This window comes from Mycobacterium sp. (assembly GCF_035570115.1).
GTDB lineage: Bacteria > Actinomycetota > Actinomycetes > Mycobacteriales > Mycobacteriaceae > Mycobacterium.
Window position 1 is genome coordinate 1 of record NZ_DATMLH010000080.1, and the last position, 14,234, is coordinate 14,234.

Consider the following 14,234-nt stretch of genomic DNA (forward strand, 5'->3'; position numbering starts at 1 on the left):
CCTCCACCGGCTCGTGCAGCACACGCCGCATTCGATGACTGACCAGATAGTTCGGGCTGTCGCCCGCCCGTTGTGGCCCGCCCTGACGAGATGTGCCGGATACGCAGCAGGCAACGGTGCTCTCGCCGCTGTATCCGCCGCAAGCATTAACGCAACCCCATTGACGACCAAAGTCGGGTTTCTTCCCAGCCTGCGGAACTACGACCAATATCACACGCTTGGTTCTATCTCCGCCGCCACGACCGTCATCGCCGGTGGAGCCGACAAGCTCACCCCGCCCGCGCATGCCCGCGATATAGCCGCCGGCATCCCCCGGGCCATGCTCGTGCACGAGCCCGGCGCCGGACACATGCTGCTACATGACGCCCCGCGCCTCGTCACAGACACCATCAGCCGCGCCCTCACACGATCCGCTGAACCCCCTACACCACAGGATGTTCCGGCTTGATCGGTGGCTGACGATGAGCCCAGCACGAGCATCAGCCGACGACCAGTGATCGGTCGGGAACCGAAGTGTGTCGGCCATCACACCACCGCGTCGGATCACGTGTGACGGTCGTCGTTGTTGCCCCTTCTAGGTCGCATTACTAGATGGAGAGGGCTTTGCATATGACTACGGACGTCCGCAGCGAGATCACCAACCCGTCAGGTTCGAGCGACACCCGAGCGGAGCGACGGGCGCGTCGTATTGCGCAGCTCTACGCCTCCGACCCGCAGTTCCGGGCCGCCGAACCGATCCCGGACGTGATCGACGCGGCGCGCCGGCCTGGGCTTCGGCTGCCCGCAATCCTGCAGACGTTCGTCGACGGCTACGCGGATCGGCCCGCACTGGGGCAACGCGCGCGAGAGCTGGTGCTCGACCCGGCGACGGGCCGCACCACCACCCGGCTGCTGCCCAGCTTCGAGACCATCAGCTATGGCGAGCTGTGGTCGCGAGTGCGCGCTCTGGCCGCCGCGTGGCGCCACGATGAGACGTCTCCGGTCAATCCCGGCGACTTTGTGGCAATCGTTGGTTTTGCCAGCCCCGACTATTTGACCGTCGACACGGTGTGCGCGTATCTGGGTTTGGTGTCGGTGCCCCTGCAGCACAATGCCCCGGTTTCGCAGCTGCGTCCGATCATCGCCGAGGTCGAGCCGCGGGCGCTCGCCGTCGGCGCGGCGTATCTGGACGTCGCCATTGAATCCGTGCTCGACAGCGCATCGCTGCGCCACGTCGTCGTGTTCGACTACGACCCGCGGATCGATGAGCACCGGGAGAATCTCGAGGGTGCCCGTAAGCGTCTACGCGACGCCGACGTGCCGGTCGTCGTGAGCACGCTGGACGAGGTGATCCAGCGCGGTCGGCAGCTTCCGACCGAACCGTTCTACACCGGGGGCAGCGACGAGCGGCTCGCGATGATCCTCTACACGTCCGGCAGTACCGGGACACCCAAGGGCGCGATGTTCACCGAAAGGACGCTGGGCAGGCTGTTCACGGCGCCGATGTTTGCGACGGAAACCCCGGTGTTCAACGTGAACTTTATGCCGCTGAGCCACATCGCCGGGCGGCTGCCGTTGGTCGCGTCCTTCTTGACCGGCGGCACCAGCTATTTCGTTGCCGAGTCCGATCTCTCGACGTTGTTCGACGACTGGGCGCTGGCGCGACCCACCGATTTGCTGCTGGTGCCCAGGGTTGTCGAAATGCTTTTTCAGCGCTACCGGTCCGCGGTCGACCGATTCACCTTGGAGGGGGCCGACATCGCTGACGCCGATGCGCAAGCCACCGCCGAACTGCGGGACCAGCTGCTCGGCGGCCGGGTGCTCCAGACGTTTGTCAGCACCGCCCCGCTAGCCGCCGAGCTGGGGGCATTTCTGGATTCGTGCCTCGACCTAGACGTGGGCAATCTATATGGCCTGACGGAGGTCGCCCCGGTACTCAGGGACGGCATCATCGCCCGTCCGTCGGTGATCGACTACAAACTCATCGACGTCCCCGAGTTGGGCTACTTCACCACCGACAAGCCGTATCCGCGCGGCGAGCTACTGGTCAAATCGGAGAACAGCACACCGGGGTATTACAAACGGCCCGAGGTCACCGCCGAGGCGTTCGACGAAGACGGCTACTACCGCACCGGCGATGTAATGGCCGAGATCGCACCCGACCGTCTCGTCTATGTCGATCGGCGCAAAAACGTCCTCAAGCTCGCAAACGGCGAGTTCGTGGCCGTGGCGAACTTGGAAGCCGCGTTCGGCGCGGCGCCGCTGGTGCGACAGATCTTCGTCTACGGCAACAGCGAACGCTCCTTCCTGCTGGCGGTGATCGTCCCGACCGCCGAGGCGCTTTCGCAGTTTGGTGGCGACGCCGCCGCGCTGAAGGCCGCGCTGCGAGAGTCGCTGCAGGAGACCGCGAAATACGCTGAGCTGCAGTCCTATGAGGTGCCCGTCGACTTCTTGATCGAGACCGAACCGTTCAGCGCGGCCAACGGCTTGCTTTCCGGGGTCGGTAAGAATCTGCGGCCCAAACTCAGGGATGCCTACGGTGCGCGGCTGGAACGGCTCTACGCCGAGCTGGCCGCCGCGCAGCTGGACGAGCTCCGCGCGCTGCGCGGCGCGGCCGCAAAGCAGCCGGTGCTCGACACCGTGATCGGGGCGGCACGCGTGGTGTTGGGCTCGCCGAGTGACGATGTGGATGCCAACGCTCATTTCATCGACCTGGGCGGGGATTCGCTATCGGCACTTACGTTTTCCAATTTGCTTGCCGAGTTGCTCGAGGTCGAGGTGTCGGTGGGGGTGATTGTCAGTCCGACGAGCGACCTGAGACAGATCGCTGACTACATCGAGGCCGAGCGCCGGTCCGGGTCCAGCCGACCGACCTTCGCCAGGATCCACGGGAAGGGCGAAACTACTGTTTATGCAAGCGATCTGGCGCTCGCGAAGTTCATCGACGCAAAGACGCTGGCTGCGGCCAAGGCGCTGCCACGCGTCACGCGTGAGCCGCACACCGTTCTGCTCACCGGCGCCAACGGCTACCTCGGCCGCTTCGTGACGATGGAGTGGCTGCAGCGGCTCTCCCGTACGGGCGGCAAACTGATCACCATCGTCCGCGGCGGCGACACCGATGCGGCACGCGCCCGGCTCGAGAAGGTCTTCGACACCGGAGACCCCCAGCTGCTGCGCCGCTTCCGTGAACTGGCCGCCGAGCACCTGGAAGTCGTCACTGGCGACATCGGTGAACCCAACCTCGGTCTGGACCCTACAACCTGGGAGCGGCTGACCCGCACCGTGGACCTGATCGTGCATGTGGGCGCGTTGGTCAATCACGTGCTGCCCTATGAGCAGCTGTTCGGCCCGAATGTTGTTGGTACCACTGAGGTGATCAAGCTGGCGATCGTCTCGCGGATCAAACCGGTCACCTTCATGTCGACGGTGGCGGCCGCAATGCAGATCGCGCCCGACAAGTTTGCCGAGGACGGAGACATCCGCGCCATGAGCCCGGCGCGTACGGTCGACGACTCCTACGCCAACGGTTACGGGAACAGCAAGTGGGCCGGGGAAGTCCTGCTGCGTGAGGCTTTCGACCTGTGCGGCCTTCCGGTGGCGGTGTTCCGCTCCGACATGATCCTGGCCCACAGCCGATACGTCGGACAGCTCAATGTGGTCGACAATTTCACCCGGCTGATCTTCAGCCTGCTGGCGACGGGCATCGCGCCAGGGTCCTTCTATCAGACCGACGCCGCGGGAAATCGAGCCAGGGCGCATTACGCCGGGCTGCCCGCCGACTTCGTTGCCGAAGCCATCGCCACCCTGGGCACACAGGTCACCGATGGTTTCCGCTCCTTCGACGTGGAGAACCCGCACGACGACGGCATCTCTTTGGACACCTTCGTCGACTGGCTCATCGACGCCGGCCACAAGATCCAGCGGATCGGCGACCACGGCAAGTGGATTACCCGGTTTGAGACCGCGCTGAGGGCGCTACCGGAGACGCAAAGACAGCAATCAGTGCTGCCCCTACTCGGTGCCTATCGCGAACCCGAAATGCCGCTACGCGGCGCCCCGACCCCAACCGACGGGTTCCACACCGCAGTACGGGCGGCCAAAATTGGCGCAGACAAGGACATTCCACACCTGTCGTCTGCGCTGATCGACAAGTACGTCACCGATCTCCAGCATCTGGGCCTGCTATGACAGGCCCAAACCACGGGATGACACACGGGGCGCTGCCGGGTAGGCGTTAGAGGCCTCGCGACCTCGAAAAAGCGGCAAATTCACGTTTTGGCCATCTAACAGCGGGCATTCCCAGCAAGATCGATTCATGGCGATCGCAAGCGCGGCTCAGCCGGGCGCAGCGGGTCGCCATGCGACAGATAGTGCGAGATTGCTGAGAGCACAAAAGGAAGTTCAATGAGCCAGACCAGCCTGAGCCCGACGGCCACCCAAGCACCCAATTTGGCGATGCTGTTCCTGCAGCGCGTCGAGGCATCGGCAGACAAGGAAGCCTTCCGATACCCGGAGAACGGCGGCTGGACCTCGGTCACCTGGAGCCAGGCGGCCGAGCGGGTGGACGCCCTGGCAGCCGGATTGCTGTCGCTGGGCATCGCGGCCGAGGATCGGATCGGTATCGCATCGACCACCCGGTTCGAGTGGATCCTGGCCGACCTGGCGATCATGTGCGCCGGCGCCGCAACCACCACCGTCTACCCGAGTACCAACGCCGAGGACACCGCCTACATCCTCGCCGACTCCGAGTCGCGGATCGTCTTCGCCGAAGACGACAAGCAGGTCGGGAAGCTCGCCGAGCGTCGCGGCGACTTGCCCAATCTCGCCAAGGTGGTGGTGTTCGACGGAGCCGGTGACGGCGATTGGGTGATCACCCTGGACGATCTCGCCGAGCAAGGCGCGAAGTACCTGGCGGACCACCCCTCCTGCGTTCGCACCGTCGCCGAGGAGATCCCCGGCGACCGGCTGGCAACGCTGATTTACACCTCCGGGACCACCGGCAAGCCCAAAGGGGTGCGGCTCCGTCACGAGGCGTGGGTGTACACCGGCGCAGCGATCTCCGACATGGACCTGCTGGGTGAGGACGACTTGCAGCTGCTGTGGCTGCCGCTTGCGCACGCCTTCGGCAAGGTGCTGATCTCCACTCAACTGGCCTGCGGCTTCGCCACCGCGATCGATGGCCGCGTCGACAAAATCGTCGAAAACACCGGGGTGGTCAAACCGACGTTCATGGGGGCGGCGCCGCGGATCTTCGAGAAGGCCTACTCCAAAATCGTCACGCAGCAGAGCGGCTTCAAGGCCGTCCTGTTCAACCGGGCATTCGCGGTGGGCAAAGAGGTCGCCCGGCGCCGCCGCGAGGGCAAATTCGTGTGGCCGCACTTGCAGCTGCAGCAAAGGCTGTTCGACCAGTTGGTGTTCGCAAAGATCCGCGACGTATTCGGGGGGCGAATCCGGTTCTTCGTGTCTGGCTCCGCGCCGCTCAACCGCGACATCGCCGAATGGTTCGAAGCCGCCGGCTTGCTGATTCTGGAGGGTTACGGGCTCACCGAGTCGTCCGGCGCGGGCTTCATCAACCGCCCGAACAACTACAAGCTCGGCACTGTCGGTCTGCCCTTCGAGGGCACCGAGGTCCGCATCAGCGACGCCGGCGAAGTTCAATTCCGCAGTGACTGCGTGATGGCCGGCTACCACCATTTGGATGACGCCACCGCCAAGGCGCTCAGCGACGACGGCTGGCTGTCCACCGGGGACCAGGGCAAACTCGACGACGACGGCTTTTTGACCATCACCGGCCGTATCAAGGAACTGTTCAAGCTGTCCAACGGTAAGTACGTCGCGCCGCCGGCGGTAGAGGCGAAGTTCGCGACGCTGTGCCCGTACGCCAGTCAGTTCATGGTGTTCGGGGAGGGACGCAACTTCGCCGTCGCCCTGGTCACCCTCGACGCGGACTCGATCAGCGGATGGGCCAAAGACAACGGCCTGGGCGACAAACCCTACGCGGAGCTCACGAAATCCGACGCCGTGCACAACATGATCGACGAACACGTCCAGAAGCTCAACGCCAGCCTGAATCGGTGGGAGACGATCAAGAAGTGGGCTGTCCTCAGCGAAGACCTCTCCGTCGAAGGTGGCCAGCTGACACCGTCGTTGAAAGTCAAGCGCGGCGTGGTCGCCGAGCAGAACAAGGAAACCTTGAATGGCTTCTATTCCTGACCCCGCTGAATCTGAAGCCGAGCAACCCGCTCGGCTGCCCGATGCCGTCAACGCGGCCCCGCCGGCACATCTGCTGCGTTGGCTGGAGTGGCGCAGCGGCTTCGAGTATCTCGCCGCCCTGCGCGCTGCGCGACGCATCGCCGACTGGCCCCGCGGCGACGGCCATCCCGTTCTGGTGCTTCCCGGATTCCTGGCCGGCCCCGGCTCGACACAGCTGCTGCGTAATGTGCTGCGCCGCTTGGGCTATCGGGTCTACGACTGGGGTTTGGGCTACAACATGGGGTACCGCGCCAGCATGACGGAGACGCTGCCGGCGCGCCTCCACCGCATCCGCGAACGGGCCGACGGGCGGCGCGTGAGCCTCATCGGCTGGAGCGCCGGCGGCATCTATGCCCGTGAACTGGCGCGCGCCTTCCCCGACGATGTCCGGTCGGTGATCACTTTGGGATCTCCCTTCCGCGGCAACCATCGGGCCAGCGCCGCGTGGAAAGTGTGGCGGCTCGTCAACCGCGGCGCCGACGCCACCGAGGCAGTCTCCGAACAGGCGCTGTTACGCCGCGCCCAACCGCTCTCCATCCCGACGACCTGCATCTACAGCAGAACCGACGGCATCGTGGCCTGGCAGTGCTGCACCAGCTTGCCCGCCCCGGAGACCGAAAACGTCGAGGTGCACAGCACCCACCTCGGATACGGCCACAACGTGGAAACGCTGTTGGTGATCGCCGATCGTCTCGCCCAACCGGAAGACCGCTGGCGGCCGCTCCAACGCTAGGAGCCCAGCGCTTACCAGGCTGCTTCCTGGGCCACGTATGGGTTGCGCATCGATGTCGGCCCGACACGGCGTCGTCGACGCCGCTGCCGACGACAGCTCCCAACCACATTGATTCACGTTTTGCTAACTGTTTGTAAACCTTGTAGCCGGCTTGCATTTACCTTTTTGTTGCGGCCCTGGCTGGTTTTGTTACACCTCAGGTGCGGATGTGTCGCTGGACGTGCAGATGTGGTGAGATGTCGGCGCGGAGAATCGCGCATCTACAACTGGTTAACGTCTCACCAAAAGCTCCCTCGGTGAAACACATTGGCAGCCAGTCGATTGCCTGGGTGATCGCAGCTGCGACATGATCGGTGCATGGCCGATATCGATTTTTCGCTGCTGGATGTGCCACGGTCTGCGCCGGTTGGCGATCCTGAGGCGTACTTACGCGCGGCGATAGCCTGGCACTTCGGCGAAGACACCGGCTCCGCTTTCTGGCTCCGCGCGGCGCGCACGCTGAACTTCAACCCGCTGACCGATGTCAACACGTTTGCCGATTTGCGGCTGTTCCCCAACTTGCTGAACGAGTTGCGGAACGTGCCCATCGAAGAGCTGATCCCGCGTGGCTACGGCTCCCCGCCGCCGATTCCGCAGATTTTCGAGTCCGGTGGCACCACAGGCGCGCCCAAAAGGACTGCACAGCTGCCAGATTGGATCGAGCAAGTCATCGAATGGCAGACCGAGGACTTCGGCGCCGGTGGTTTTCTGCAGGGCCGCGGCTTTGTCTGCATGATGCCGAGCGGACCGCACGGGGTCGGCTACTTTTCTCGTCTGGTCTCGCAGCGGCTCGGCTCGGTGTTTCACTCGATCGACCTGGATCCCCGCTGGGTCAAGAAGATCGCCGCCCGCAACGCCACCTTTGAGGTGTCGGCCTACGTCGACCACCTCATCGAGCAGGCCGTCTACATCCTCCAGACCCAAGACGTGGCGAATCTGCACACCACTCCCCCGCTGCTCGAGGCCATTGCCCGCAACGACCGGGTGGCGAACCTGGTGAACGAGAAGATCCGCTTCACGCTGCTCAGCGGCGCTCATGTGGACGTCGACACGCTTGACTTGCTGCGGGAAATCTTCCCGAATACGACGATCACCATGGTGTTCGGCAGCACCATGATTCTTTCGCAGGCGATCACTCGCCACAACGGCGACGGTGAGCCGTTCGTGTTCGATCCGCGCACACCCTACGTCGTCTTCTCGATAGTGGATCCCGACACCGGCGACGAAGTGCCTTACGGACAGCGCGGGCAGGTGGTGATGAACCATCTCAGCAAGGGCATGTTCCTACCGAACAACCTGGAGCGCGATAGTGCGATCCGGATACCGGGACCCGAAGGCCAAGTCGGCGATTCGCTCAGCGAGGTGAAACCCGTCGCTGCTTTCGAAGGCGAGCCCGTCATCGAAGGCGTCTACTGATGGCTTCCGTGAATCTGCTGCGCATCGAAGCGCTCGGTCCCGACGGTGCTTACCAGACCCGCAACCGCGAAGTTGTCACCAGCACCGCCGGCGTCGCGGTTGTCGACCTCAGCATCGCGCCGCCGCTGTATGTCTCGCGCACCATCAACACTCAGCGCGACACCAGACCGCTGCCGGCCCAACAACGCGAGGCCGCGTTGGCCAAAGCCGCCGACGCTTTCGCCACCGGGGTGATCGCCGGGCTGGACTTCGACACTTACGTCGAGCTGGCCAGCCGGATTTCCGGGGTCCCGATCGCGGTGACCCGTTCGGGGGCCCGCGGCGTCGCCGATGGCGTCGCTTCGGCGTTTAGCGTGGTGCGACTGGCCCAGCCGTCGGGCGCCGTGCTGGATTGGCGCGACGAGCGCACCCGCGACGGTGCTGCGGTGTGGGTCCGGCGGGGCGAAGTGTTCGGGGTGCTGGCCTCGGGAAACGGTCCGGGCGTGCACGGGCTGTGGCCGCAGGCGCTGGCGCTCGGATACCGGGTGGCGGTCCGACCGTCACGCCGCGAGCCACTCACCGCGCACCGGCTGGTTCACGCGTTGAGGGAAGCCGGATTTCGCCCACAGGACGCGGTGTATCTGCCCACCGATCATCGGGGAGCCGACGAGATCATCCGGTCGGCCGACCTCGCCATGGTCTATGGGAGCCAAGACGTCGTCGACCGCTACGCCAACGACCCGACGGTGTTGGTCAACGGCCCGGGCCGGGCGAAGATCGTCATCACCGCCGATCAGGACTGGCGTGATTACCTCGATGTCATCACCGACTCGATCGCCAACCTGGGCGGGATCGCCTGCGTCAACACCACCGCCGTGCTGTACGAGGGCGACCCGACCCCGCTGGCCGATGCGATCGGCGAGCGGCTCTCGGCGATTCCGGTGCTGCCGACCGAGGACGAGCGGGCGATCCTGCCCACCCAAAACATCAACCAGGCAACGGCTTTGGCGGCCCACCTGACGGCCGTGGCCGCAGGGACCACACCGGTGCTCGGCGCCGATCAGGTGGTCGCCGCGCTCAGCGACGGCTGCGCCGCGCTGCGCCCGGCCGTCCACCTGATGGCCAAGCCCGACGTCGCCAAGCTCAACGTCGAGCTACCCTTTCCGTGCGTTTGGGTCTCGCCGTGGTCGCGCTCCGACGGTCTGGACCCGCTGCGGCATTCGTTGGTGATCAACGCGATCACCAACGATGAAGACCTGATCGACGATCTGCTCAACGATTCGACCATCGCCAACGTGTACCGCGGCCACCACCCGACGTATTACGGGGAGCCTGAAATCCCGCACGATGGGTTTCTGCCCGATTTTCTGATGCGCAACAAAGGCTTTGTTCGCGACTGAGATCTCGGGTGCTGCTGCAAAGACGATTACGAAGACCGCTGACCGTAACGTCGGTAGAACCTTTCCACCCGTCCGGCGGTATCGATCGTGCGCCGTGCGCCGGTCCAAAACGGATGCGAGTCGCAGGACACTTCGACCACCACCAAGGGATAGGTATGCACGCCCGAGGGAGTCTCCCACTCGATGGTGCGTGAACTGGTCAGCGTGGAGCGAGTGAGGAATAACGCCCCGGTCGTGGCGTCCTGGAATACCACCGGATGGTAGTCGGGATGGATGTCGGGTTTCATCAGCCTTCCCCGTCGCTGTTACGGTGTGCCGTGAATTCCCCTGCCATATCAGGTGTTTCGTAGCAGGGGTCTTGGTGCCAGTCGCCGAACGGATCGTCGTAGCTGCTCCAGTTCTGCGGGCAGGCCATCTCGTCGTCGTTGAGCAGAGCGCCATCCAACGCATCGACAATCTCTACCGGGTTGCCGCCGCAGACGAGGATCGTCATCGAGGTGTGCCGATCGCCGAACCGGTGTTCCCACATCAGGTCGGCGAACGCTCGCCGTTCGGGGTCGACGTAGGCCACCTCCGAGGCGGTCATCGCCGCCAACCATTTTCCGGCGGACGCGACGCGCAACCCACCGCCCGCTGATTCCAGCCACATGACTTGGTCGTCGCGGTTGGCCAGCCATAGCCGACCACGGGTACGCACCACTCCGTCCAGCAGCAGATCGACTGCGGCGTGCAGGCGGTCGGGGTGAAACGGGCGACGCGCGGTGAACTCGAGAATCCTGACCGTTCCGTCAGACGCCAGCGGAGGCAGGCCGGCCAGCAGCGGTGCGTGCGGATGATCGCTGCGACCGCGCCGCGAATCGGAATCCAGGTGCGCCAGCGCCAATTCGACGCGATCGACACCGACGGTGATGCGCGCGCGGGGGCTGAGCCGCCGTAAAACCGCCAGCGTCAGCGGATCCGGGTGATTCAGCACGACGAGGTCGGCGAACTCGGCCTGACCGACCACCACTTGGGCGACCGTGCGTCCATCGGCCAGTTCGTCGTCGCTCAGTGCCTGAGTCAGGAAATCGACGGCGTCCACGCAGGTGACCACCGCAGCGATCGCCACATCGCAGGCGGCCGGACCGTCGGGGTAACCGGGTCCGACCCGAACACGGATGTGGTTGATCGCCCAGCAGATGGGTTCGGGTTCCAGCCACTGCGCCAGGTGCACGACGATCTGGTCGACGCCCCGGCGGCGATGCAGCTTGCGTAGCAGGATCAGCAGGTCGTTGCGGATCGTGCAGGACACGCAGCCGTGAGCCAGTTCCAGAGCGTCCTCGGTGGTGATCAGTTCGCCATCCCGCAGCGTGACCAGTGTCCGTTGCACGATGTGGCCGTCGAACCGGTGCTCGACGACCAGCGTCCCCGGGTGGCGTAACAATGCGCCGACCACCGCGTCGGTATCGCCCTGGCCAGCCACGAGCAGTACGGGAGTCCGCATCGTCCTCCTTATTGACCTTCGTTATTGATAATGATTGTCATTAAGCTCACGAACACGCTACAGTGCCACGCGAGGCTTGTCGAAAACGATTTTCATTATCTTCGGCAGCCGGAAAGGAGGGCCATGTCCGCACGCTGCCAAGTCACCGGCCGCACAGTGGGCTTTGGTAACACGGTGTCGCACTCGCACCGGCGCACCCGCCGGCGTTGGTCACCGAACATCCAGGTGAAGACCTATTACCTGCCGTCACAGGATCGTCGCATCACGTTGCGGGTCAGCGCCAAAGGGATCAAGGTCATCGACCGCGACGGCATCGAGGCAGTCGTCGCGCGGCTGCGCCGGTCGGGCGAGCATATCTGATGGCGCGCAACGAGATTCGCCCCATCGTCAAGCTGCGCTCCAGCGCGGGCACCGGCTACACCTACGTAACCCGCAAGAATCGTCGCAACGACCCCGACCGTCTGAGGCTGAAGAAGTACGACCCGGTGATCCGCCGGCACGTCGAGTTCCGGGAAGAACGCTGAGTGGCCAAGAAATCGAAGATCGTCAAGAACGAGCAGCGCCGCGTCACCGTCGCTCGCTACGCCGACCGGCGGGCCCAACTCAAAGCGATTATCCGGTCGTCGGCAAGCAGCTACGAGCAGCGACTTGCCGCGCAACGCGCGCTGGCCCGTCAACCCCGCGATGCCAGTCCTGTGCGGATACGAAACCGCGACGCCGTCGATGGCCGACCCCGCGGCCACCTGCGCAAGTTCGGCTTGTCGCGGGTTCGGGTCCGCGAGCTGGCCCACGAGGGCCAGCTGCCGGGCATACGCAAATCGAGTTGGTAGATGACGCGCAAATCGACGCGGTCCCGTCGGCTTTTACCGGCCCCGCCGAAAGTTGCCAAGAACAACCTGCTCGACACCCTCAGCGTGACTGCGGTGAATTACAAAGACACCGCCCGGTTGCGGATGTTCATCTCCGAGCGCGGCAAAATCCGCTCCCGCCGGGTCACTGGTTTGACCGTCCAACAGCAGCGCCAGATCGCCATGGCGATCAAGAACGCTCGCGAGATGGCCCTTTTGCCGTACCCGTCATCCGCCGTGCGGTGACGCGGATGTGTGCGCCGCTATGGCGCCAGGTCGTGCACGACGGCGGATAGCACGCGGACAATCCCGGCCGTGCGGTTGGAGTAGTGGTGCGGGGTGCCGGGATCAAATGCCATCGAATCCCCTTGCATCAGCCGCAGCGTTTCGAATCCGATGACGGCTTCGAGCTCGCCCTGTACGACATACAGGTATTCGCGGCCGTCGTGCCGGAGGGCCCGCCCGCTCTCGGTGGATTGACCTCCGGGTTCGAACACGATCTCGATGAAGTCGACCCTGCTGTCGTGCACCGGAGTGAGGCGTTCCCAACGCACGCCCGTGGAAAGTTCGATGGTGTTGCGATCGCCCGCCCGCTGCACGATGCCGGCTCCCCCGGGGCCGGTGGCGCGACCCCATTGGCTGCCGATCGCCGGCGAGCGTGGCGGCTCGTCCGGTTCGACCTCAGTTTCGCCGAACAAGAAATCGAGGGAAATGCCGAGTTCGTTGGCCAGTGAGTACACCACGCCCGCGGAGGGCGTCGTCACCCCGCGTTCCACCTGGGAGACCAGACTTGCCGAGCAACCCGCCCGGCGGGCAAGTTCTCGTACGGACATGCCACGCGCGGTGCGGACCTGCCGGAGTCGACCGCCCAGCCCACCCGGCACGCCGTTGGTCGTGCGGGACTCTGACACATCCGTCAAGGTATCTCCCAGTGTGCAGTAAGACGTACGCCCGTGTGTTCGTCATTGTACAGCCCACAGCACCCTTTATCCAGCTTGTCGGGTCGCGGTCCGCGGCTATCTGTGAGCCTCCCCACTTTTCTTGACAGCTGGACTGCACATAATGTGCAATATAGTACACATAGCGAGAGGATGGAGTCAGCCATGACCGCGAACGGAACGACCGCAACGACCAACCGTCGCACCATCGATGCGGTGCGCGTGTTTCACGCACCTGACACCTTGGTGCAGAACCTGCAGAAAGTGCTCGTGGACCTGATCGAGTTGCACCTGCAGGGCAAGCAAGCGCATTGGAACCTGGTTGGAACCAACTTCCGAGACCTGCACCTGCAGCTTGACGACATCGTCGACATCGCGCGTGAAGCCGCTGACACGATCGCCGAGCGGATGCGCGCGCTGGACGCCGTTCCTGACGGGCGTACCGACACGGTCGCGTCGACGACCTCGGTCCCGGCTGTGCCGGCGGGTCTGGTCGGGACCGCGGAGACGGTGGACATCATCGCCGCTCGCATCTACGCCACGGTGGACACGGTTCGCGCGGTCCACGACGAGGTCGACGCCGCGGATCCGTCGACTGCCGACCTGCTGCACGGCATCATCACCGAACTGGAGAAGCAGGCGTGGATGCTCAAGTCTGAAAACGGCAAAGCCTGAGATCGGCTGTACCGCAGCTAGTTCGAGGAGTTTAGAGGTTACGATGGCCGTGAAAAAAGGGGTTCAGGTGCTGAGAGTCGACGACGTTCCCAAAGAGGTCTTCACCCGTTGGGACATCACCGAACACCAGGTGAACCAGCACCTGCTCAATGAATCGATGACCGGGACACCGGAAATCGTGGCGGACGTGTTGACCTTCCCGACCGCATTCATCCACCATATGCACCGGCATCCGCATGCCGACATGATCGTGGTCCCGCTCACTGGAAACCTGCGATTCCTCGGCGATTCAGGCCGTAGGGAGGAACTCGAGCCGGGGCAGGTACTCGTCATCCCGCGAGACAACTGGCACGAGTTTCGAAATGTCAGCGACGCGCCCAGCACCGTGCTCCATATCTTCAGCGGTGTGGGTGCGGTCGAAGACATCGGGTATGAGCCCCACCCGAAGCAGTTTTCGATCACGGCCTAACGTCTGAAATCCGTTGTCAGGAA

The 14,234-nt window shown here is 64.3% G+C and carries 15 protein-coding genes; 12 read left to right on the plus strand and 3 right to left on the minus strand.

Annotation, left to right across the window (positions count from 1 at the left end; translation table 11 throughout):
- Window positions 1-34 precede the first annotated feature (34 nt).
- The 6 genes from VNW74_RS06055 to VNW74_RS06080 all read left to right on the plus strand — a co-directional run bounded on the left by VNW74_RS06055 (window position 35) and on the right by VNW74_RS06080 (window position 9,798).
- Window positions 35-448, plus strand: coding sequence for an alpha/beta fold hydrolase (locus VNW74_RS06055; protein WP_325675730.1), 414 nt, complete (start codon window positions 35-37; stop codon window positions 446-448).
- Window positions 449-609: 161 nt separating this feature from the next.
- The gene (gene car, locus VNW74_RS06060) at window positions 610-4,167 is read left to right on the plus strand and encodes a carboxylic acid reductase (RefSeq protein ID WP_325675695.1); all 3,558 of its coding nucleotides are present in this window, start codon (window positions 610-612) and stop codon (window positions 4,165-4,167) included.
- 216 nt (window positions 4,168-4,383) lie between these two features.
- Window positions 4,384-6,192, plus strand: coding sequence for a long-chain fatty acid--CoA ligase (locus tag VNW74_RS06065; protein ID WP_325675696.1), 1,809 nt, complete (start codon window positions 4,384-4,386; stop codon window positions 6,190-6,192).
- On the plus strand, window positions 6,176-6,964 hold the full coding sequence (locus VNW74_RS06070; protein ID WP_325675697.1) for an esterase/lipase family protein: 789 nt from the start codon (window positions 6,176-6,178) through the stop codon (window positions 6,962-6,964). The genes VNW74_RS06065 and VNW74_RS06070 overlap by 17 nt, the downstream gene beginning before the upstream one ends.
- Window positions 6,965-7,321: 357 nt before the next feature.
- Window positions 7,322-8,419, plus strand: a complete 1,098-nt coding sequence (locus tag VNW74_RS06075; RefSeq protein WP_325675698.1) for an AMP-binding protein — start codon at window positions 7,322-7,324, stop codon at window positions 8,417-8,419.
- Between the two features lie 14 nt (window positions 8,420-8,433).
- Window positions 8,434-9,798, plus strand: a complete 1,365-nt coding sequence (locus VNW74_RS06080; protein WP_325675731.1) for an aldehyde dehydrogenase family protein — start codon at window positions 8,434-8,436, stop codon at window positions 9,796-9,798.
- 26 nt (window positions 9,799-9,824) lie between these two features.
- Here VNW74_RS06080 and VNW74_RS06085 read toward each other — a convergent pair whose 3' ends face one another.
- Together VNW74_RS06085 and mrf are read right to left on the minus strand one after the other, a co-directional pair.
- The gene (locus VNW74_RS06085; protein ID WP_325675699.1) at window positions 9,825-10,085 is read right to left on the minus strand and encodes a type B 50S ribosomal protein L31; all 261 of its coding nucleotides are present in this window, start codon (window positions 10,083-10,085) and stop codon (window positions 9,825-9,827) included.
- Window positions 10,085-11,281 (minus strand): ribosome hibernation factor-recruiting GTPase MRF, encoded by a 1,197-nt coding sequence (gene mrf / locus VNW74_RS06090; protein WP_325675700.1) that lies wholly within the window; start codon window positions 11,279-11,281, stop codon window positions 10,085-10,087. The genes VNW74_RS06085 and mrf overlap by 1 nt, the downstream gene beginning before the upstream one ends.
- Before the next feature lie 123 nt (window positions 11,282-11,404).
- Between mrf and rpmB the strand changes: the two genes are divergently transcribed.
- From rpmB to rpsR, 4 genes are read left to right on the plus strand one after another with little or no spacing between them, the layout of a single operon-like run.
- A complete protein-coding gene (gene rpmB / locus VNW74_RS06095) occupies window positions 11,405-11,641 on the plus strand; it encodes a 50S ribosomal protein L28 (RefSeq protein WP_325675701.1) in 237 nt (78 codons plus the stop codon).
- Window positions 11,641-11,805 (plus strand): 50S ribosomal protein L33, encoded by a 165-nt coding sequence (gene rpmG, locus VNW74_RS06100; protein ID WP_325675702.1) that lies wholly within the window; start codon window positions 11,641-11,643, stop codon window positions 11,803-11,805. The genes rpmB and rpmG overlap by 1 nt, the downstream gene beginning before the upstream one ends.
- The gene (rpsN, locus tag VNW74_RS06105; protein ID WP_325675703.1) at window positions 11,806-12,111 is read left to right on the plus strand and encodes a 30S ribosomal protein S14; all 306 of its coding nucleotides are present in this window, start codon (window positions 11,806-11,808) and stop codon (window positions 12,109-12,111) included. It begins immediately after the preceding gene.
- Complete coding sequence (rpsR, locus tag VNW74_RS06110; protein ID WP_325675704.1) at window positions 12,112-12,375, plus strand: 30S ribosomal protein S18; 264 nt, start codon at window positions 12,112-12,114, stop codon at window positions 12,373-12,375.
- Window positions 12,376-12,392: 17 nt separating this feature from the next.
- On the opposite strand, the gene VNW74_RS06115 is transcribed toward rpsR, so the two are convergent.
- Window positions 12,393-13,040 (minus strand): helix-turn-helix domain-containing protein, encoded by a 648-nt coding sequence (locus tag VNW74_RS06115; protein ID WP_325675732.1) that lies wholly within the window; start codon window positions 13,038-13,040, stop codon window positions 12,393-12,395.
- A gap of 192 nt (window positions 13,041-13,232) precedes the next feature.
- Between VNW74_RS06115 and VNW74_RS06120 the strand changes: the two genes are divergently transcribed.
- Together VNW74_RS06120 and VNW74_RS06125 are read left to right on the plus strand one after the other, a co-directional pair.
- Window positions 13,233-13,742, plus strand: coding sequence for a DNA starvation/stationary phase protection protein (locus VNW74_RS06120; protein ID WP_325675705.1), 510 nt, complete (start codon window positions 13,233-13,235; stop codon window positions 13,740-13,742).
- A gap of 43 nt (window positions 13,743-13,785) precedes the next feature.
- Entirely contained in the window at window positions 13,786-14,211 is a 426-nt protein-coding gene (locus VNW74_RS06125) for a cupin domain-containing protein (RefSeq protein WP_325675706.1), read from the plus strand.
- The last annotated feature ends 23 nt before the right edge of the window (window positions 14,212-14,234 follow it).